This window comes from Hoylesella enoeca JCM 12259, from assembly GCF_000613405.1.
Classification (GTDB): domain Bacteria; phylum Bacteroidota; class Bacteroidia; order Bacteroidales; family Bacteroidaceae; genus Prevotella; species Prevotella enoeca.
Map to the genome: position 1 here is coordinate 43,069 of NZ_BAIX01000003.1, position 19,815 is coordinate 62,883.

At 48.2% G+C, this 19,815-nt stretch carries 14 protein-coding genes and 2 pseudogenes; 9 read left to right on the plus strand and 7 right to left on the minus strand.

Annotated features, from left to right (window positions below):
- The first annotated feature begins 10 nt into the window (after nucleotides 1–10).
- A complete protein-coding gene (locus tag JCM12259_RS01790) occupies nucleotides 11–583 on the plus strand; it encodes a chromate transporter (RefSeq protein WP_025065195.1) in 573 nt (190 codons plus the stop codon).
- Nucleotides 584–783: 200 nt separating this feature from the next.
- On the opposite strand, the gene JCM12259_RS01795 is transcribed toward JCM12259_RS01790, so the two are convergent.
- Nucleotides 784–1,617 carry an OmpA/MotB family protein gene (locus tag JCM12259_RS01795; protein ID WP_025065196.1) on the minus strand — a complete coding sequence of 278 codons (834 nt, stop codon included), beginning with the start codon at nucleotides 1,615–1,617 and terminating at the stop codon, nucleotides 784–786.
- A gap of 282 nt (nucleotides 1,618–1,899) precedes the next feature.
- Here JCM12259_RS01795 and JCM12259_RS01800 point away from each other — a divergent pair, with 282 nt between their 5' ends.
- From JCM12259_RS01800 to JCM12259_RS13240, 3 genes are all read left to right on the plus strand, one after another.
- Complete coding sequence (locus JCM12259_RS01800; protein WP_025065197.1) at nucleotides 1,900–2,361, plus strand: copper resistance protein NlpE N-terminal domain-containing protein; 462 nt, start codon at nucleotides 1,900–1,902, stop codon at nucleotides 2,359–2,361.
- Between the two features lie 144 nt (nucleotides 2,362–2,505).
- Nucleotides 2,506–2,991: a hypothetical protein gene (locus JCM12259_RS01805; protein ID WP_025065198.1), complete on the plus strand. Its 486-nt coding sequence runs from the start codon at nucleotides 2,506–2,508 to the stop codon at nucleotides 2,989–2,991.
- Nucleotides 2,992–3,108: 117 nt separating this feature from the next.
- On the plus strand, nucleotides 3,109–5,613 hold the full coding sequence (locus JCM12259_RS13240; RefSeq protein ID WP_051559063.1) for a M1 family metallopeptidase: 2,505 nt from the start codon (nucleotides 3,109–3,111) through the stop codon (nucleotides 5,611–5,613).
- Between the two features lie 414 nt (nucleotides 5,614–6,027).
- Here the strand turns inward: JCM12259_RS13240 and JCM12259_RS01815 are convergent, their stop codons facing one another.
- Both JCM12259_RS01815 and JCM12259_RS01820 read right to left on the minus strand, forming a co-directional pair.
- Complete coding sequence (locus JCM12259_RS01815) at nucleotides 6,028–6,783, minus strand: porin family protein (RefSeq protein ID WP_025065199.1); 756 nt, start codon at nucleotides 6,781–6,783, stop codon at nucleotides 6,028–6,030.
- Entirely contained in the window at nucleotides 6,773–7,933 is a 1,161-nt protein-coding gene (locus tag JCM12259_RS01820; protein ID WP_025065200.1) for a PCMD domain-containing protein, read from the minus strand. Before JCM12259_RS01820 ends, JCM12259_RS01815 begins: the two co-directional genes overlap by 11 nt.
- A gap of 655 nt (nucleotides 7,934–8,588) precedes the next feature.
- On the opposite strand from JCM12259_RS01820, the gene JCM12259_RS01825 reads away from it, so the two are divergent.
- The 5 genes and pseudogenes from JCM12259_RS01825 (at nucleotide 8,589) to JCM12259_RS01845 (ending at nucleotide 14,455) form a co-directional block, all read left to right on the plus strand.
- Nucleotides 8,589–9,071 (plus strand): Lrp/AsnC family transcriptional regulator, encoded by a 483-nt coding sequence (locus tag JCM12259_RS01825; protein WP_025065201.1) that lies wholly within the window; start codon nucleotides 8,589–8,591, stop codon nucleotides 9,069–9,071.
- A pseudogene (locus tag JCM12259_RS13245) lies at nucleotides 9,068–10,884 on the plus strand (membrane dipeptidase). The gene JCM12259_RS01825 and the pseudogene JCM12259_RS13245 overlap by 4 nt, the downstream one beginning before the upstream one ends.
- Before the next feature lie 7 nt (nucleotides 10,885–10,891).
- A complete protein-coding gene (locus JCM12259_RS01835; protein WP_025065202.1) occupies nucleotides 10,892–11,926 on the plus strand; it encodes a M28 family peptidase in 1,035 nt (344 codons plus the stop codon).
- A gap of 475 nt (nucleotides 11,927–12,401) precedes the next feature.
- Complete coding sequence (locus JCM12259_RS01840; RefSeq protein ID WP_025065203.1) at nucleotides 12,402–13,676, plus strand: glycosyltransferase family 4 protein; 1,275 nt, start codon at nucleotides 12,402–12,404, stop codon at nucleotides 13,674–13,676.
- Nucleotides 13,673–14,455 (plus strand): glycosyltransferase family 2 protein, encoded by a 783-nt coding sequence (locus JCM12259_RS01845; protein WP_025065204.1) that lies wholly within the window; start codon nucleotides 13,673–13,675, stop codon nucleotides 14,453–14,455. Before JCM12259_RS01840 ends, JCM12259_RS01845 begins: the two co-directional genes overlap by 4 nt.
- Nucleotides 14,456–14,646: 191 nt before the next feature.
- Here the strand turns inward: JCM12259_RS01845 and JCM12259_RS17695 are convergent.
- The 4 genes and pseudogenes from JCM12259_RS17695 to JCM12259_RS01860 all read right to left on the minus strand — a co-directional run bounded on the left by JCM12259_RS17695 (nucleotide 14,647) and on the right by JCM12259_RS01860 (nucleotide 19,806).
- Nucleotides 14,647–15,674: pseudogene (locus JCM12259_RS17695) on the minus strand (DUF4434 domain-containing protein).
- Between the two features lie 50 nt (nucleotides 15,675–15,724).
- A complete protein-coding gene (locus JCM12259_RS17045) occupies nucleotides 15,725–15,853 on the minus strand; it encodes a glycoside hydrolase family 2 protein (RefSeq protein ID WP_234396514.1) in 129 nt (42 codons plus the stop codon).
- Nucleotides 15,793–18,513, minus strand: a complete 2,721-nt coding sequence (locus tag JCM12259_RS13255) for a glycoside hydrolase family 2 protein (protein ID WP_234396515.1) — start codon at nucleotides 18,511–18,513, stop codon at nucleotides 15,793–15,795. Before JCM12259_RS13255 ends, JCM12259_RS17045 begins: the two co-directional genes overlap by 61 nt.
- A 405-nt stretch (nucleotides 18,514–18,918) precedes the next feature.
- Complete coding sequence (locus tag JCM12259_RS01860; RefSeq protein WP_025065205.1) at nucleotides 18,919–19,806, minus strand: ROK family protein; 888 nt, start codon at nucleotides 19,804–19,806, stop codon at nucleotides 18,919–18,921.
- Nucleotides 19,807–19,815 lie beyond the last annotated feature (9 nt).

Below are 19,815 nucleotides of genomic sequence, written 5' to 3' on the forward strand. Positions count from 1 at the left end.
AACTCAAAATATGCTTTTCGTCTATTTGTTCATCACTTTCTTCGAGATAGGATTATTCGGATTCGGCGGCGGTTACGGTATGTTATCGCTCATTCAAGCCGAAACGGTAGTACATCACCATTGGCTTTCGGCCGCCGAATTTACCAATATCGTAGCCGTTTCACAGATAACGCCGGGACCGATCGGCATCAATTCGGCCACATATTGCGGTTACACGGCAGTTCATAATGCCGGTTACGGCAATGCGATAGCTGCTCTCGGCAGTGCTGTCGCAACGTTTGCATTGGTGCTTCCGTCGTTAATTATGATGATACTCATCAGTAAAATGTTTATGAAATATATGAACACGGCACCGGTTCAAAACATTTTTGCCGGTCTCAGACCCGCAGTCGTAGGCCTGCTTGCCGCTGCTGCGCTGCTATTGATGACTCCCGAAAACTTCAGCAGCCCCGATCACCCGTGGCAGTTTTGCATAAGCATAGGGCTGTTCATCGCCACTTTCGTCGGCACAAAGATAATACGAATCAATCCTATACGGATGATCGGTTATGCAGCCGTAGCCGGTCTGCTACTCTTATATTGACAACCGAAAATTAACTCATCATTTGGCGCTGTGCAATTCACAGTTAGTTGCACGATAACTAAGCATGAGGCATCATACCATAAACCGTTAGTTGTAAGTCAACTAACGGTTTATAAAAATCCCCTCTCGATCTCCTGGACAGAGGAAAGAATGAATTAAAGAAAATGGTCAGCGATCAACCATCTGCTGTCAATTGCCAATTAGTTTTCCGGCGCTTTATCAATCAAATCCATAAACTGGTCGAGTTTAGGCGTGATGATGATCTGTGTGCGACGGTTGCGTTGCTTTCCGAATTCGGTGTTGTTGGTTGTCAGCGGGTTGTATTCACCTCTTCCGCCGGCTGTCATACGTTTCGGATCGACGCCATAATGATTTTGCAAATACTGCACTACGCTTGAAGCGCGCAGGCAAGAGAGGTCCCAATTGTTACGGATGTTGGTTCTCGAAATGGGTACATTGTCTGTGTTGCCCTCAATGAGCACGTCGTAATCTTTATAATCTGTGATAATTTTGGCGATCTTGCTCAGTGTTTCGGCTGCCCGATCGTTGATTTCATAACTGCCGCTCTTATACAACATGTTGTCGGCCAACGATATATAGACCACGCCTTTGAGCACTTGCACGTCTACTTCACGCATCTCTTCCTTGCTCAACGACCGTGTCAGATTGTTCGTCAGCACCATGTTGAGTGAGTCGCTCTTGGTCTTCACCTCCACCAAATGGCGAATATATTGATTGCTTTCATTGATCTGATCCACCAATTTAGAGATGTTGATATTGTTGGAGTTGGTGTTTGAAAGGCTCTGATCCAGTGAGTGTTGCAGTGCAGCATAGTCTCTTTTCTGCTGGGCGAGTTGCTCTTCGAGGCTCATGACGCGTGCCTGACTGGCAGCGAGTTGCTCTTTTGTATTGCGATAATTATTGGTCAGTTCGCGGTTTTCGGTCTGACAGTTTTCCAATGCTTTTTTACTGGCACAGCTGCTGACCATCAGTGTGCCTGCCACTAACATGAATGTCAAGAGATTTTTGTTCATATTTGTTTTCTTAATAAATGGTTACTTGTGCTGCAAAGATATTCATTTGACAATGATTTGATGGATAAACAACATGTGTTTAGTGTAAATTAACCTCGCTGCTAAGCGATTATCTTACATTAACGAATTTGTTCTCAACCTGTTACGTTTATGATGAGAGATTACGATTTGTTGGGAAACACGTCAAGAGGTGATAGATTGAGATTATTTAACGGGCAAAATACACGATATTGAGAAAATGTCTGTTATTTTGTGGCGTATAATAAAACAAATCAACGTATGATGAAAAAAGCATTGATGGCACTGGCTGCTTGCGCATTGATTGCGTCCTGCCAGCAAAAAGGAAAGACAGAAGCCAACGCGGAAAACGCAGATTCTGTCGCAGTGGATTCTATGGTCAGCGACTCTGTTCGCTATGAAGGTGTGATTCCGGCAGCCGATGGTCCTGGTATTCGTTACCAACTGGCGTTGGCTAATGACAGCACAGATGGGTTCTCGCTCGTGATGACTTATCTGGAAGCAGAGAACGGAGCTGATAAGGCTTTCTACTATAACGGGAAAAAGGAAGATGTGAAGAAGACCGTGGATGGTAAGGAAAAATCGGGTTATAAACTGAATCTCGGTAAGGAAGAAGATGCCGAATATTTCCTGCTTCTCAACGATTCGACGCTCCGGATGGTGGATAAAGACTTGAAAGAAGCTGTTTCCGGTGGTGCGAAATATGATTTGAAGCTCAAAAAATAGCGCATCTTCGGTAAGGAAATAAGCGTAAAGGGACAAAAGTTGGACTGTCATTTAGAAGATGCCGTTTGGCTTTTGTCCTTTTATTTGATGATTAATCGTTCGGACAAATGACCGTATGGGTTTGTCGATAAGCGATAAACAGCGATGGGACAAGCACAATTCTACCTTTCCGTTATCACTCTCCTTGCGCTTAATCAGTGTGTGTGCAAGGCACAAACAACGGGTATTGTGTTGGACATTGAGACTCGCTCACCCATCGCAAACGTTAAGATCTATACCGATAACAACAAGATTTACAACACAGGTCGTGATGGTCGGTTTGCCATTCCGATAGCTTTTGGTAGTATTAGTGTTACCCACAACAATTACATTCCGCGTGTATTCAATCGGAAAGAGATGCAAGACACAATCTTTCTGTTGCCGAAAAGTATCACAGTCAACGAAGTGATTATTACAGCCAAAGCGCCACGCATCAGTCCGGACATCATGAAAAGTATTAAGAAGAGCACTTTTGAGACGGGCCAAACGCCGTCGGGAATGGACTTTCTCGGTTGGTTACGTATTTTCGAAAAGGGTTATGTGTCGAAAAAAGAACGTGCAAAAAGGCGTAAAGCGATCGAGAATTATTGAATGAAAACGGATGAATTTATGCGATATTAGGCTTTTAAATTTATGCGATTTTTACGGTATGAACTTACATATAACCACGAAAAATAAAGCGATTTGCCCCAATCAAACAGATACAAGATGAAAACAAACAAGATATTCCTATGTATTTTAACGGCACTGACACTGTCAATGGTTATGCCGATGCAGGCTTTCAACCCCACAAAGGAAATGAATGCAAAGGTGGAAAAGGGCGTGTCGCGAGCATTGGCAACTTGTAGAGCACGAGAGATCAGTGATGTTTCCTATCGCATTTCATTTCAAATTCCTATGCGATTAACCAAAAAGGTTACGTTCATAGACACCATTCGCTTTAACAGAAATGCCTCAACGGATTTGCAAATCGACTTTCAAGGAACTCTGCAAACGGGACAAGCACGTGTCAACGGACGGTTAAGACCAGTGCAAGTGAATGACGAACATATTGTTGTTCCCGGTAAATGGTTGCGTAACGGACACAATGAAGTCATTTTGGCAGGCACTTCCGAGAACAAGTCTCTTAATCGAAATGTCGACTATTTATACACACTCTTCGTACCAGATCATGCTCGCAGCGTTTTTCCTTGCTTCGATCAACCCGATTTGAAGGCACAATTCTCCCTATCACTCACTGTTCCCGAGGATTGGAAAGTGATTTCCAATGCACCAGGAAAACGCTTAAACGTGAGTGCGAATACAGATAATAAGCAAGTAACTTATATCTTTTCGCAAACCGAGAAGATACCAACCTATCTCTTTTCTTTCACTGCCGGCAAGTTTCAAGTGCGTAAAGCGCAGCGCGACGGACGTGAACTCGAAGCGTTATATCGTGAGACTGACCCACAGAAAATCGCTCAATTAGATAAAATTTTCGATCAAATAGCTCTCTCATTGCGTTGGCTTGAGCAATATACCGGCATCTCTTATCCTTTCCGGAAATATGGATTCGCCATTCTTCCAGGTTACCAATTCGGAGGAATGGAGCATCCGGGAGCCATTCAGTATCGTGATCGTACGCTCTTTCTCGGTCCTAATCCCACGCCCGATGAGGAACTGAAACGGCTCGAATTGATTGCACATGAAACGGCACACATGTGGTTTGGCGATCTAGTCACAATGCGTTGGTTTGACGATGTGTGGACAAAAGAGGTGTTTGCAAACTTTATGGCCACGAAGATTGCACGTGAACAATTTCCTGAAATCAATCATGATCTCAACTTCTTAAAGGCTTATCAAACCCGCGCAATGAGTACAGATCGCACAGAAGGAACGCATCCTATTCAACAACCGTTGGATAATCTCAATCGCGCTGGCCTGCTTTACGGTTATATTATCTATCACAAAGCGCCCGTGATGATGCGTAAACTGGAACAGCGAATGGGTGAATCAGCTTTTCGAAAAGGATTGCAGTGCTATCTGAAAAAGTTTAGTTACGGCAATGCAACATGGGATTTGCTCATTCATATACTTGACAGCGTGAAACCCGAAGCCGATCTTCCCGCTTTCAGTGATGTATGGGTGAAACAGAAAGGGATGCCAACGATCGTCTGTCGATATGTTGACGGAAAGATTAAAACGGATCAAACCGATCCTTTCGGGCGCGGACTCGTCTGGCCGCAACAGTTTGTCGTTGGGGCGGTTTACCGTGATTCGCTTTCTCTGATCACGCAAAACATGTTGGCGGGTCACTGTGAAGCGCTGCTGGCGAATAAGCCGCTGGCTCTTTATCCCAATTATGATGGGAGTGGTTATGGACGTTTTTTATCGACCGATCAGGCACAGACCGAAGCGCTTGCCACATGGTTTATGCAGCCCGAGACACCTCGTTTTGCAATGATGATGACGCTTTATGAGAATTATTTAGCGCGCAACATCAATTCTAAATACGCTTTCCAATATTTGTTCCGCGGCTTCCCCGGTGAGCGAAATGACCTCATCGCTTCTACGTGCATCGATTATCTGCGGCGTATTTCGGCCGAAATGCCTTCTTATAGTACATCCGACAGTCGACGAATCGATGCCGAACGCAACTTGTGGACGTATGGTTACCATCACGCATTGCCGTCGGTGCGCAAGAAAATACTGCGAGTCTTGGGCACATCGGCTGTTGCGCCCGATGTGATCGACGCGATTTACGAGATTTGGAGGACGTGTGCCGATTCGTCAATCACTGTCAACGACTATACGCACATGGCTTATCATTTAGCAGTAATGCGCCCTGCGCAATGGCGAGAGATATTGACTGTGCAGCGTGCCAGGCTGAAAAATGCCGATGCACAGCGTGAGTTCGACTTTGTTTCACGTGCCTGCAATCCCGACACGTTGGTTCAACAGCAGCTTTTCGACAGTCTGTTGCAGCGTGAGAATCGGTCTGTCGAACCATGGGCACAGGCAATGCTCGCTCTGCTCAATGCCCCAACGCGCGAGCCTTACAGCAATCGTTATCTCCTGCCGGGTTTAGACGCTTTGGAAGAGATACAAAAAACGGGTGATATTTTCTTCCCCGGATCATGCTTTCGGCCTTACTCGCGGGTCACAAAAGCCCTGAGGCCCGGCAAATCGTATGTCAATGGATTGCCGCTCATCCCCATTATCCTACGCCATTGATGAACAAATTGAAAGAAAATGCGTATTATTTATTAAGGTAGTGGATCGTTGGTGGTTGGCTATTGACAGTTGATCATTTTCTTTACTCATTTCTTTTCTTTTTTGAGGGAGCCTGAGGGGACTTTCCTTTAACCGTTAACTGCATAGCAAAGAAGCATCTATCGCAGCGCAATTAACAGTTAGTTACACGACGAATAACGGTTCATTAGAATCCTCTTTCAAATCCCATTGAAAATCAGAGATTGAGACTTGTGAATTAACAATTCGATTTTGTCCTTCTATCCAAAATGCTATCAACAAGTTATCAATTATGTTTCGTTTTCTACCCGAAACGAAACGATATCATAAACAGCACCTGATCAGAGAGAGATCGGATGCTGTTTATGGTAAAATTCAACAAAAATCGAGGGTCGACTATTTGATTCTGTAAGTCAGACCGATGGTTCCATAAATGGGATAAAGCGTCTGTTCGATGGTTTTGAAATCGCTGTGGTGAATGCCGTTGAGACCCCACGAGAGTTCGGCAAAGGCGCCCACCTGACGATAGAAACGCCAATCTGCACCGAAATTCAGGCCGCATTGCAGGCTGCGCATGCGATCGGAGAAATCGTAACTGCCGCGATTGCTCGGCGTATTGCCCATGACCACCTTGTCACCTGTGGGTTCGTTGACCCGCAAATAACCGTCGTAGGCATAGCCTTCAAACTTCTTCGACATCACGAATGAGATGTAAGGACCCAGCCGCAGGCTCACATTGTGGCAAAGATGATAGGTGGCTTGCACCGGCACTGTGATCATCAGCTGCTTCTCTTCGGTCACTTCGTGGCCCGTGTAATAGCCTTCCAAAGACTGACCTCCATATTCGATGCCCATGTGATAATTCTTCACGGTGGCGTCGACATACATTCCTTTGCGCTCGACTCGCACACCTGTAAGCCATCCCCAACGCTGATCGATGGTGCTGTTCATATCCAATCCGAGTAAGAAATTGGGTCGGAAATGAAAGCTGTTGAGGCTTCTGATGGTGTTGGGAAGTCCCACTGGGGCAGTTCCTCCGAGTGAATAACCCAGCCGGATATTGAAAGTGGCATTGTCGACAATGCCTTTGGCCTGTGCTGCAAATGCCGATGTGCCGATCAACAGCACTGCAAATAACTTCTTAACGATCATCTTTGTTTTCCTCCTTACAGATTACTCTTACTTTATCTATCATCAGTTGGCTGCCCACGGCACCCTCAAACTTATCGCCGTCTTTGCTCGACGAGAAGACAAGTGTGAAGTTGTAACCACCGTTTTGCAGCAGATCGTAGTCCACATCAGACGTGTATTGGAATTCGATTTCAAATGGAGTCCATTCTGTCGTGGGCTTAATCTCTTTCAGATCAGCCAATCCTGCAATGAGCGGACTGGTCTTGACATTGCTTCCATCCAGGTAAACAGCCTCGCCGGCATCATTGCGATTGCGATAAAACACACCGTAGATAGAAGCTTGATCAGTTCTTCCTTCGATGGTTTTGTTATCCGGTCCTGTGAAGTTCTGCCCCGGGGTGTACTTGTAATAACCTGTGATCTTCATCGGTTGTTTGTCAAGCAGAATGCCGAAGTAGGTTGCTTTCAAAGGATTTGTGAGCGATTCCGAAACATTAAAGACGCCTAAGAAAAGATTGCCGGCAGCAATCGGTTTCTTAAACAAGGCTCCGAGCGATCCTGTGCTGCGTGTGGTGAGACACACGGCAGCACCATCATAACCATCCTTTTCAGGTATGGTGGGATAGTTTTCGGGTGGATCCTGATAGGCAGCCAGCATAAATCCCGGATTGCCCGACGCCCAATCATTTCCCCATTTGCCGTCAGCCAACTCGTTGTGCCACATATAAAACTTCTTGTATTCAGGCTGAAGATAATAGTTTTCGAAGTCATAGTGAAGGGTGTCATTGACTGTTCGGAGCGTGGGACGGAATCCGATGGTGTAGGTGCGATGCCAACAGCCGTCCTCAGAAGTGACAGTATAGGTGACATTTCCTTTCAAAAAGTCTTGCATCGAACCGTTGGCAGGCTGGACAACAGCCCCCGGTGTGAGTTTGAAAGTCAGTGCATAAGAGCCGACTTCGGCTTTCCGGCGCACGTTGAAGACAATGTTTCGCTCGTTGGAGAGCACAGGACGCAGCGTGTCTGACAAATAGAAGAATGTCTCTGACGGCTTAGCCGCATGAACAGCAATCTCTTCTATGTCGCACTCTGCATTCAAAGGTTCGTCTTTGAAACAAGAAGTGAGTAGACAACAAAAGGCTGCTAATGGAATGATCCGATACAACTTCATGACTTACAAGATGTTTAAAAATCGGTTGCAAATATAGATAAAATCGATAAATGTGCAAAAGTTTTGCTTACAAAATTTACTCTTTTAACTCCTCAAAGAGTCTTTTTGAGGCTCGTAGATAGCCCAAGAAAATCTATTTTGTTCCCAAAGAGATTTAAACAAGCGGTTTCTTGACAAAAGAATCATTCATCCTCAGGGTTAAAAAGACAGCATTGCAACAGTGTCATCAATAAGTGAAATGCTTCGATCAAGATTCAGACAGAAGAGCGAAAACCAATACATGATTGATCATTGATGGCTGCCCCTTTTCTCATGAACCGTTAATCGCATCGCAAGTAAACATTAATCGCATGACAACTAACATTTACTTGCAATGCGACTAACGGTTCCTTAAAATTCCTTCCAGCTCTCATTGATCATTCTTTTGTCTTTTCCATTCTTTTCTTTCATGGTGAAACACGATTTGCTTGTATCTGTTTGTCTGAAATTCAATCAAAGAATCCTCAATGATCGACTCTCAATCCCCAGTTGAATGAAGGCATCACATGCGATCAAAAGGAGGAAAAAATAAAGCAAGATGTTGCCTATATCAATTAAAATATATATTTTTGCTACGTTATTCTGACATTTAGATTCAAATAAAACAAACTGGGCGATGGAGAAAATAGATGGTCTCGATAGGAAGATTTTGGGTATTCTGGCGCACAATGCACGCATTCCGTTCAAGGATGTAGCGGCCGAATGCAAGGTGTCGAGAGCTGCCATACACCAGCGGGTGCAGCATCTGATGGAAAACGGAATCATCGTTGGCAGCGGATTCGAGGTCGACCCGAAAGCGCTCGGATATGCCACTTGCACCTATGTGGGGATGACACTCGAACGCGGCAGCATGTATAAAGATGTCGTCAACAGATTAGTGGAGATTCCGGAAATCGTGGAATGCCACTTCACCACAGGTTCGTATATGATGCTTCTCAAACTCTATGCACGCGACAACGAGCAACTGATGGATCTGCTCAACAACAAGTTGCAGACCATTCCAGGCGTGGTATCGACCGAAACGCTGATTTCGCTCGAACAAAGTATCAAGCGTGAAATCCCCATCAATACCGACGAGAAAGGAAACAAACAGCAATGACCAAGACATTTGACCTGAATGAGGTGCTCACTCCGATCTATTCGGCTTATCCCGAGGCATCGCATCGCCCGCTGATCGGCCTTACTGCCAATTTCGCCGACGGCAATGCAATGCTTCGCAATCATTATTACGAGCAGGTTGTTGCGGCCGGAGGCGTACCCGTTATTATCCCGCCGGTGACCGACAAAGATGTCATCATCAACACACTCGACCAAATCGACGGCTTACTTCTTACCGGTGGCGGCGACTATAACCCGCTTTGGGCCGGCGAACAACCGTCACCTCATCTGCACGGAATCAATGCCGAGCGCGACTTAGCAGAACTCTTGCTCACTCGTTTGGCTTATAACCGACAGATTCCGATGCTTGGAATCTGTCGCGGAATACAGACTTTGGCCCTCGCTTTGGGTGGAAAGGTGATGCAAGATATTGCCGAAAATCGTGCTGATGAGCTCAAAAAAGACTCAGAAACTCATCCACTTACAAACTCAAAAACTCAAAAACTCATTAAGCATTCGCAAGAAGCAGAGAACAGCGAGCCTACTCACACGGTGAAGATTGAAGTAGATTCTACCTTATATAATATATACCGGCGCCACGAAATCTATGTCAACTCGCTGCATCATCAAGCTGTAAGCGATACGGGCAAGCGTTTCCGAGTTACCGCGACGGCACCCGACGGCACCATTGAAGCCATCGAAAGTATCGAGTTTAAGTCTGTTTTGGGTGTGCAATGGCATCCCGAATGGTTGGAAGAAGACGGTATGCGCGTGTTCAAATGGCTCGTCGACGAGGCGAATGACTTCCATTCGGCCAAGCATTTGCACGCAAAGATACTCACACTCGATACTCATTGCGACACGCCGATGTTCTTTCCGCAGGGCATTCACTTCGACCAACGCGATAAACGGATATTAGTCGACCTGCATAAAATGACCGACGGGCGGCAAGATGCAGTAACAATGGTGGCTTATTTACACAACCGAAGGCGGGAGAGAGCTTCTCTTCAAAGGTAGATTTTGATGTTTCGGGACCCACCGAGTATGCAAATCTCATCTTCGATAGGATTGAAGAGATCGTGCGTAACAACAACCGGTATCTGAGTTTGGCCCGAACGCCGGCCGATCTGTATGAAAACAAACGTCAAGAACGAAAATCTATCGTTCTGGGAATCGAGAACGGACTGGCAATCGGGTGTGATTTGGCCAATGTCAAACACTTTGCGCAACGCGGAGTAACCTATATCACGCTTTGTCATAACGGTGACAACGACATCTGCGACAGTGCTCGTGGCAGTCAAACGCATAATGGTGTGAGTGCATTCGGCGAACAGGTGATCCGCGAAATGAACCGATGCGGCATCTTGGTAGATCTGAGTCACGGTGCAGAAAAAAGCTTTTACGATGCGCTCGACATCAGTTCGACGCCCATTGTGTGCAGTCATAGTAACTGTAAAGCGCTCTGCGACGTACCGCGTAACCTCACCGATGACCAACTTCGGGCGCTCGCGGCCAAAGGAGGAGTGGCACATACCACGCTTTACGGCGGCTTCTTGCGCAAAGACGGAGCTGCAAATATCACCGATGCCATTGCTCATCTCGAGCACGCTATCCGTATAATGGGCATCGATCACGTAGGTCTGGGAACCGATTTTGATGGAGATGGCGGCATCATCGGGCTTGCAGACTCGTCCGAACTCATTCAATTCACTCTCCAACTACTGCGACGCAGGTACAGCGAATGTGATATTGCTAAGATATGGGGCGGCAATTGGCTGCGCGTGATGACGCAAGCGCAGCAGCAAAAAGACTGAAATCCGTATGAAAAAGAGAACAATCATAATGTCATCTATCATCGCATTGCTTGTCGTTGTGGCCTTGAGCTACAAGCCATTGATGGCTCATCTCGACGAGAGAAACAAGTCGGCAACTGTCGAAGAGGCTGAGAAACCGAATCCGTTGGGGCCTGCTTTCAATGCCGACAGTGCCTATACGTTTGTCAAAATGCAGTGCGATTTCGGTCCACGAACGATGAACAGCACAGCGCATGACCGTTGTGCAGCGTGGATTATCAGCCAATTCAAACAGTACGGATGTGAAACCGAGGTACAGAAAGCCACATTGAAAGGTTACGACGGTACTGCGTTGCAAAGCCAAAACATCATTGCACGCTTCAACCCGACGGCTCCTGTGCGTGTACTTTTATGTGCCCATTGGGACGCCAGACCGTGGGCCGACAACGATCCGGACTCTATCAACTGGCGCAAACCTATCCTTGCGGCCAACGACGGAGCCAGTGGCGTAGCCGTGATGATGGAGATTGCGCGTCTGATCAGCACCGACAAGCAATTGAAAATCGGCGTAGACTTCATTTGTTTCGATGCCGAAGACTGGGGTACACCACGTTGGGCGAACGTTGAAGACAATGAAGATAGCTGGGCGTTGGGTGCCCAATACTTTGCACGCAACTTCCGTTTGAATCCTCGTCCACGTTTCGGCATTCTGTTGGATATGGTCGGCGGTCAAGGCGCTAAGTTCTATCAAGAAGCTATGTCGGCTCAATACGCGCCCGAAGTGCTGCAAAAAGTATGGCAAGCAGCCCGCCAAGCGGGGTTTGGTAGCTATTTTCCGATGAGCAAAGGAGGGATGATCACCGACGACCACGTCCCTCTCAACAAGATTGCCAACATCCCGACAATAGATATTATACCCTATTATCCCGACTGTGTACAAAGCAGTTTCGGCCCCACTTGGCACACCGTGTCTGATGATTTGGCGCACATCGATCCACAAACACTGAAAGCTGTGGGGCAGACCATCATTCAAGTGCTCTATCAATTGCCAATGGAGGATTGACAATTAATGGTTAAACGGCTTCCAAGTAAGCGTAAATCGCACGATGAAAAAGACTTACTTGTGAGTTGAATAAGCCTTTATTAGAAAGCATAAAAATACGCCGCAATTCTCAACGAACTGCGGCGCACCTCTTATGTTTAACTTAAATCTTTTTCGAACAGAATGAAAACCTCACGGCCTTCATTGTTACCCGTTAAACAATCTGTAAAATCTACCTTAAACCTAATAACTAAAAACCTAAATCTATTACTACTAACCTAAACAATCTATTAACCTTTTGACGATGCAAAGATACGATGAATTTTGTGCGCACACAATACTTTCGGGATGCTTTTTATAGCAAAACGCCCATTTATTGATATATATCAATGATTTGTGTACGTACACAATGGAAATCCGAAGCATTTTAATTGGTTTCCTTTGCAGATACACCGGTAAATGTTATCTTTGTATTTGGAATAAGAACAAGATAACGATGCGTGTACTGATAGTGAATACCAGCGAGAAGACGGGCGGTGCGGCTGTGGCCTCTCATCGGCTGATGGATGCACTGAACAACAATGGTGTGAAAGCCAAAATGCTGGTTAGGGACAAACAGACGGATCAGATCACTGTGGCCCAGTTGCCTCGTTCGCCCTTGCTTAAATGGCATTTCCTGTGGGAACGATGGTGCATCTTTTGGCGACTGCACTTCACACGCGATCATCTTTTTGAAATAGACATAGCCAACTCTGGTTCGGATATCACATCGTTGCCCGAATTTCGGGAAGCGGATGTCATCCATTTGGCGTGGATCAATCAAGGTATGCTTTCGCTGAAAGGGATTCGTAAGATATTGGATGCAGGTAAACCGGTGGTGTGGACGATGCACGACGTGTGGCCAGCCACGGCTATTTGTCATTACACACACGGTTGCCCGAGATTCAAAACAGCTTGCCAAGATTGTCCGTTGCTGCCAGGTGGCGGATCTAAAACAGATTTATCCCATAAGATTTGGAGTCGAAAGAAACGTGTTTTGTATCATCGCAACATTCATTATGTCACTTGCAGCGAATGGTTGGGAGGTCAGGCACGGCAGAGTGCGCTACTTCGTGGACAAAGCGTAACGACTATACCAAACCCAATCGACACCCGCATCTTTTGTCCGAAAGATCAGCATGAGGCACGACGACGGGCCGGACTCGCCACCGACAGACTGTTGATACTGTTCGTGTCGCAGCGTGTGACCGACAAACGAAAGGGAATAGACTTTTTAATCGATGCTGTCGGAAAACTCACCGAGACCCATCCTGAATTGAAAGATCGCTTAGGCGTGGCCATCTTGGGCGGACACTCGGAAGCGATAGCCGACTCTCTGCCATTGCCCGTTTATTCCTTAGGATACGTCTCAGATGAAAAGCAACTGGTAGACATCTATAATTCGGCCGATGTTTTCGTACTTCCATCGCTGGAAGACAATCTCCCGAACACCATTATGGAATCGATGGCATGCGGTGTGCCATGTGTCGGGTTTCGCGTAGGCGGTATTCCCGAGATGATCGACCACAAAACAAATGGTTATGTAGCTGAATTTAAAGATGCTACCGACCTTGCCACGGGACTATTTTGGACGCTGTGCGAAGCCGATCGCGATGAACTCCGTTGCCGCACGGTACAGAAGGTGCAGGCGCAGTATTCACAGACCAGTGTGTCGCACCGCTATATCGAGGTATATAACCAGGCGTTGGCTATGAAAGAATTCCATTTATGATACGCTTTACCATCATCACCGTAACGTTCGATGCCGAAGCGGTATTCGAACGTACCGCAAACAGTGTCTTGATGCAGACTTACCCGCATGTGGAACATGTGATTATTGATGGTGCCTCGCGTGATCGCACCATAGAAATGGCCCATACGTATAAGGTAAAATCCGACGAAGCGAAGACAGGACACACCGTGACGATCTTCTCGGAACCAGACAACGGGCTTTATGACGCCATGAATAAAGGACTATTCAAAGCTTCGGGCGATTATATTTGTTATCTCAATGCCGGCGATACATTGCCCTCTGCCGACACGCTCGACCTCATTGCGAGCAGCGTGGGAGATGGCGAGGCATTGCCAGGCGTACTCTATGGCGATACGGATGTCGTAGACTCGGAAGGGCGTTTCCTGCATCATCGCCGACTGGCTGCACCCGAACAACTCACATGGCGATCATTCAGACAAGGGATGTTGGTGTGCCATCAAGCTTTTTATGCTCGCACCGACCTTGCAAGAAACAATCCCTATGACCTGCGTTATCATTTGTCGGCCGATGTAGACTGGTGCATCCGCATAATGAAAGAGGCCGAGAAGCGCCATCTTCCGCTGCGCAACGTGCATGCTGTAGTGGTCGACTATCTGGAGGGAGGGATGAGTGTGAAGAATCATAAGGCATCGCTTGCAGAACGTTTTCGCTTGATGACACACCATTACGGTCTTCTTAGCACGATCATGATGCATGGTTGGTTTGTCGTTCGTGCTGCTTTCGCATGCCAAACCTAAGCTCCTTTGTGACTCATTCATAATGAGCATATATAAAATTGAGGAAAGGAAAAGAATTTAGTTACTACTCAAACTCCCCTAATTTCCTAACTATGACGGTATAATGACAACCCACCATCAATATCAAATTGATGGTGGGCATCTACATTCACTACTAACTAAAATACTATTCTTGAAGAATTAAAACTTTATCATTTGAGTGTACGAAGATAATTAGCGTAACTTTGGCGGAGCTTTCCGGCTGTTTTGCCGCCCGGACCGGTGGGACACATGTCGTTATAGTATTGGAACGAAACGGCCTTCGTGACTTTCTCGACGCCCAGTTCGGTTGTGAGTTGCTGCTTGATGCGGGCGAACGGCGCGGGAACACTGCCGGATGAGAAGGTCTCAAGGTCGGTCCAGAAGGCTCCTTTGTATGATGTATTCTCCTTGAAAAGGCCTTTTGCCGCACTTTGATAATAGCCGGCGAGTCGCTCAAGCGTCACGTGTCCCACGCCAACTCCGTCTTGCAGCATGATGACTTGCAGGTTGGCCTTGGCCAATTCGGCCATGAAATGCTGCAATTGTTCGGGCGTTGAGAGGTCGCTGTTCCAGAAAGCGGCAATCGAAACGGGCTTGCCGTTCAGCTTGTGGAGCCTGTCTGAGATGCGGTTCACAAAGTCGTTTCTGAACAAAGCCACCTTTGCATCGCTGTTATAAGCATAAGGTTCAGGTTCATGGGGAATGTACCAACCTTGAAAGCAGGGCTGTTTCCGAACCTTGCTTGGATTTCCTGCGCAATAGAGATGCAGCGGTCGGCATGCAGTTTCAGCCATTCGGCATTGGTTTGGTTATTCCAATACTCGTCGTTGAAGTAAAGTCCGATGTAGACCTCCATGTGTTTCAACTCCGCGGCAGCCAACAAGCGGGCCAAGGCATACTTGTTCTTGTTCTTGGTGAACGTGTTTTGCGAGTCGAACCACGTGTTGTCGTTGTAGGCAGCAAACTGAACAATGACCGTGTTCAGCCCGATTTTCTTCATGCCTTCCAGCAGACTGTTCCACTGATAAGGCGCCCAATCGTCCTTTCCCGAGAACTCTACGAAGGTTCCCGTGAGGGCTTTGCGGGCGTCAACGGTGATATAATCGGCGTCGTTTGTGCCGGGTTGCGAGTCGTCATTGCTGCAACTGCCCAGCAAAAGTGGCAGCAGCAGCGCGATGAATAAGCAATACTTCTTCATAATTCTTAAGGTTTTATGCGTTTGTTGATAGGGATAAGTCGATGGATTTGTTATTGGTCGCGGTCTAACTTCAGCACGGGCGTGGTGCCGTTCAGGTCTTTCCGGGCGAACGTTGCCGTCACTTCACGCGTCTCACCGGGGAAGATGGTGAGGAAATTGTCGCTCCAGAAGGTCGGCAAAACCTCTTCTCCGCCCTCTCCTTTGGTGATGATGAGGCGGTGCATAAAGCAAGTCGGTCGGTAGGGTTCTTGACATTGACCTTCATAATGACGTCACCATCTTTCGTCATTGTAGTGGAAGTGAGTTGCAATTCCACTTTCGGCATGCGCGTAATTGGCCGGAAATCGTTCTTTCCGTCGGCCGAAAGCCAATAGAAGTTCTCTGAAACCACCCGGCCGTTCTTATCTTTCAGGAGCAGACGGGCAAAGTAAACGGGCGTTATTCCGTCGGGTTGTGGAATGTTGAACAGCTCTTGATAGCGGTCTTCCCCGATGGAAAGCGGTTGCTGTTTCTGCCATGCAACGTTCATATTGAAGTCATAAAGGCGCACGTCGGCCGTGAGTTCTTCGTGCGAACGATGCTGGGTATTGATGACAGCCACCATGCGGTTGTGCTCGTTCATCTGGATATGCAACGGCTCCAAGGCCTTCTTTGCGTAGTAATATCCCGCATTCGGATTGAGGAACCAGTCGTAAATCTGCCACAAAACCTGCGGCCATGTGGCGTTAAGTTTCCACAACATGACTCCAGTTGTAATGTCCCACATGCGATGATTTGCGGCTTCATACATCGCACGATAGCTGCCCGCGTTGATGTATTGCGCCCATCTGATGTAGTCTTCTGCGCTTTGTGGCTGGCCGAACTGGCGGCGAATGGCGTCGTCATAAGGCTTGTAGGCGTAGCTTTCGGGCGGACAACAGATGGAATCCCAAGCGTCGTGGTAGGCCCACACCTTGTCCAACGGATAGTAACCCCGCTTCTCTCCCTTGCCCAAGTCATAGATATACTTCTTCATGCTGGCCAAGGTTGAGACGGCAGGCACGCCCATCTCGTTGCGAAACATCTGGTCTTTCACCTCCAATACCTTCTCATAATAGTAGGGATGTGGGTACCATGTGTAGTCAGGAGCGTTCTCGTCGGTCATTCCGGTGGGCAGATCGGGCTTGATATACGGCGTCTCTTCCACATTCCAGCCGTGACTCGACGTCGCAATGAACGGGCGTGTGGGATCGTTCTCGCGGATATACTGTCGCAAAGGCACGTAAAGCTCTTCGCGAACGATGGTTTCTATCTGCATACACCACAGCACCAAGCTCGGGTGGTTGCGGTATCTTTTCACCACATCATACATGTTTCGCAGTGCCAACTTGGTGTCCGTAGGGTTCTTAAAGGTCTCCGTTCCGGGGTAACTTGTCCAACATTGGAAGAAAACCTCCCACATCAAGAGGCCGTATTTGTCGTAGGTTTCCATCACTTCTTCAGGAGGCGAGGGCATGTCTTCATTGGCAATCATGTTCACGCCGGCTGTGGCAAGGAGCCGAGCCTCGTCATACATGCGCTTTCGGTTCATGTCTAAGAGCATATCGGGCTGGATAAAGCCGCCCCGACTGAATATCCTTTTGCCGTTTACCCAAAAGATTCGGCCGTGTTCGCCATCGCGTTCTTTCAGCGTAGACGTTATTTTACGGATACCAAACGTGGTGGTCTGCGTGTCAGAAACCCTGCCGTCGGCCTCGAAAGTGAGCTTCAGTCGGTGCAGATATTGCATGCCATATCCGTTAGGCCACCACAGATAAGGTCGCCGAATATGCAGTTGTGCGTAGTCTTTCGGCGTGAACGACACCGTAATACTGCGGCCCGCAGGCACCTCAACCTCGCGTTCAAACACCACAGTTTGCATGCTTCCGGGCATCAGTTTCCTGTACGTACAGAAGTCAATCTCCTTTTCCAAGTCGATGGTTCCGCGCAGAATGCCCCGTCGAACGGTCGTCCCTGCGTTGCAAAGTTCGGCCGAAACGGTGACGAAAGCATTCGTCGTGTCGGGCAGTTGCAGGTCGGTGACCACGTAAGGGTGCTCTATCTTCACGTCGTCCGTGTAGGAAAGGTAAACATTCTGATACATTCCCATGTTGCGGTCGCGCACGACGGGCGAGCAATCCCAGCCGGCCATGAACTTCAACGTAACGTCTCGGAATATCTCGGCACCCTGTCCGCGTCCTTGTCCGAACGGTTCGAAGAGGTAACCCGGCGACGGCGTGCCCACATTGTCTACCTGATAGATTTTCACGGCCACCACATTTTCTCGGTCAGCTGACACGAATCGCGTCACGTCATACTTGAACCTGAGGAACATTCCGGCCATCTCGCGGTGGTCGGCCACCTGCTTTCCGTTCACCCAAACGTCGGCCCTGTAGTTGATACCATCGAAGTTGAGCCACGCACGCCGCCCTTTCCGGTTGGCCGGAATGCGGAACTTCGTGCGGAACCAATAGGGATGCTTGAACGGATTGGGCGTACCTTTGATGTAACTGTACTTGCTCAGGCCCAGACGTCGGTTCAAATCGTCTGACGCATCGGGTATCTTTAGGTCGTTCAAATCGAAGTGTGGGTCGGGATAAACACCCGCCTTGACGAGTGCCCCCAGTACACTTGAGGGCACTTTCGCCTTGATCCAGCGGTCGGTTTTATAGGAGGAAAGCGAGAGCATCCCGCCACCTTGCTTCACCTGCACGGCGGATTTCAGTTCCCAGTCCGTGAGCATTTGCTTCTCGTCCGAGGCATTTGCCGGCATAACGGCCAATGCCGCGAGGGCAAAGATAGTTGAAATGGTTTTCTTCATTGTATCGTTTTTCGTTGTTATTGCTTTTATTGTTTTGTTCGTTCGGTCGGACTTTGTGCCGTTCTCCGCCAGCGTGCCTTGCGGGATGAGGCGTGTCGGCTTACATGATGGTTGACGTTGCGCGGCGACCCGTGGAATTTTCTCCCGCAAGGAAATTTATTTTCTCCCGTATGCCCGTAAATTTTCTCCCGTATATAAATTTATTTTCTCCCGCAAAGAAATTTATTTCTTCTCGCAAAGAAATTTTCTTCCTCCCGCAAGGAAATTTATTCCGTGCCGCAATAAGGCTCATTTTGTCGGGCAATATGGGTCATTTCAGCGCGTAAAATGGCTGATATTAGCGTGTGAAATGGCTGAGATTACGTGCCAAAATGGCTGAAATTGTGGACCGAGCGTGCCGGTTCTTCATTCCAGCATCAGGCAGGCTGCACCCACAAAGCCGGCATTATCGCCCAGCATTGACAGCACGACGCGCGTCTGCTTGGCCGGAACGGGACAGATGTTCTGCCGAAGTTGTGCTTCCATCGCGGGGCCGAAGTAGCGGTAGGCCGCAGCGATTGAGCCGCCCAAGATAACGGTTTCGGGATCAATGAGGTTGATGGTCCATGCCAAGGGCACGGCCAGATGCCGCCCGAAGCTCTCCCATGTGGTCAAAGCCTCTTGGTCGCCCTGCTCGGCAAGCCTGAATACATCGAGCGAAGATGCCTCTTTTTCCGAAACAGAACGGTAGATGTTGGCGACGCCATGCCCTGAGATGAAGTCCTCGATGATGCCGTCTGCGTAGGGCGAACACCAGATTTCGCCGGCCGTTCCCGTTGCTCCGTTCCATATCTTCCCATCGAATACGAGTGCACACCCGATGCCCGTGCCGAGCGTGAAGCCTGCAATGCGCTGCTTACCGCGGCCGGCTCCGAAGCGAGCCTCGCCCAGAATAAGGCAGTTGGCATCGTTGTTGAGTGCCACGGGCAGGCCAAACTCCCGGCTCAATGCGTCGCGCAAGGGGAAGAAGTGCAGTGTGGGCAGCTGCGGACATTCGAGAATGAGGCCCTTGTCGCTGTCGAGCGGGCCCGTAGACCCCACGCCGATGCCCCGCAATCGGGCCGGGTCGAGGTTGTTGTCGCGTAGCACTTGCCGGATAGAGGCCATGATTTTGTCGAGGATAACCTCCTTGGGTCGTGTGCCTTCCGTGGCCACTTTGACGGGCGTTCCTATCACGTTGCCCTGTTGGTCGATGGCCCCTGTCATGATTTTCGTGCCACCGAGGTCTACTCCTATGATGATTTCTTTTTCCATTCGTTTGAG

What these genes read in the sequence shown, in the direction of transcription:
- JCM12259_RS01815 (WP_025065199.1), bottom strand. Translation starts at nt 6,783, where the DNA reads ATGATCGTTAAGAAGTTATTTGCAGTGCTGTTGATCGGCACATCGGCA.
- JCM12259_RS01820 (WP_025065200.1), bottom strand. Translation starts at nt 7,933, where the DNA reads ATGAAGTTGTATCGGATCATTCCATTAGCAGCCTTTTGTTGTCTACTC.
- JCM12259_RS13240 (WP_051559063.1), top strand. Translation starts at nt 3,109, where the DNA reads ATGAAAACAAACAAGATATTCCTATGTATTTTAACGGCACTGACACTG.
- JCM12259_RS01795 (WP_025065196.1), bottom strand. Translation starts at nt 1,617, where the DNA reads ATGAACAAAAATCTCTTGACATTCATGTTAGTGGCAGGCACACTGATG.
- JCM12259_RS01790 (WP_025065195.1), top strand. Translation starts at nt 11, where the DNA reads ATGCTTTTCGTCTATTTGTTCATCACTTTCTTCGAGATAGGATTATTC.
- JCM12259_RS01840 (WP_025065203.1), top strand. Translation starts at nt 12,402, where the DNA reads ATGCGTGTACTGATAGTGAATACCAGCGAGAAGACGGGCGGTGCGGCT.
- JCM12259_RS01835 (WP_025065202.1), top strand. Translation starts at nt 10,892, where the DNA reads ATGAAAAAGAGAACAATCATAATGTCATCTATCATCGCATTGCTTGTC.
- JCM12259_RS01845 (WP_025065204.1), top strand. Translation starts at nt 13,673, where the DNA reads ATGATACGCTTTACCATCATCACCGTAACGTTCGATGCCGAAGCGGTA.
- JCM12259_RS01860 (WP_025065205.1), bottom strand. Translation starts at nt 19,806, where the DNA reads ATGGAAAAAGAAATCATCATAGGAGTAGACCTCGGTGGCACGAAAATC.
- JCM12259_RS01825 (WP_025065201.1), top strand. Translation starts at nt 8,589, where the DNA reads ATGGAGAAAATAGATGGTCTCGATAGGAAGATTTTGGGTATTCTGGCG.
- JCM12259_RS13255 (WP_234396515.1), bottom strand. Translation starts at nt 18,513, where the DNA reads ATGAAGAAAACCATTTCAACTATCTTTGCCCTCGCGGCATTGGCCGTT.
- JCM12259_RS01800 (WP_025065197.1), top strand. Translation starts at nt 1,900, where the DNA reads ATGAAAAAAGCATTGATGGCACTGGCTGCTTGCGCATTGATTGCGTCC.
- JCM12259_RS01805 (WP_025065198.1), top strand. Translation starts at nt 2,506, where the DNA reads ATGGGACAAGCACAATTCTACCTTTCCGTTATCACTCTCCTTGCGCTT.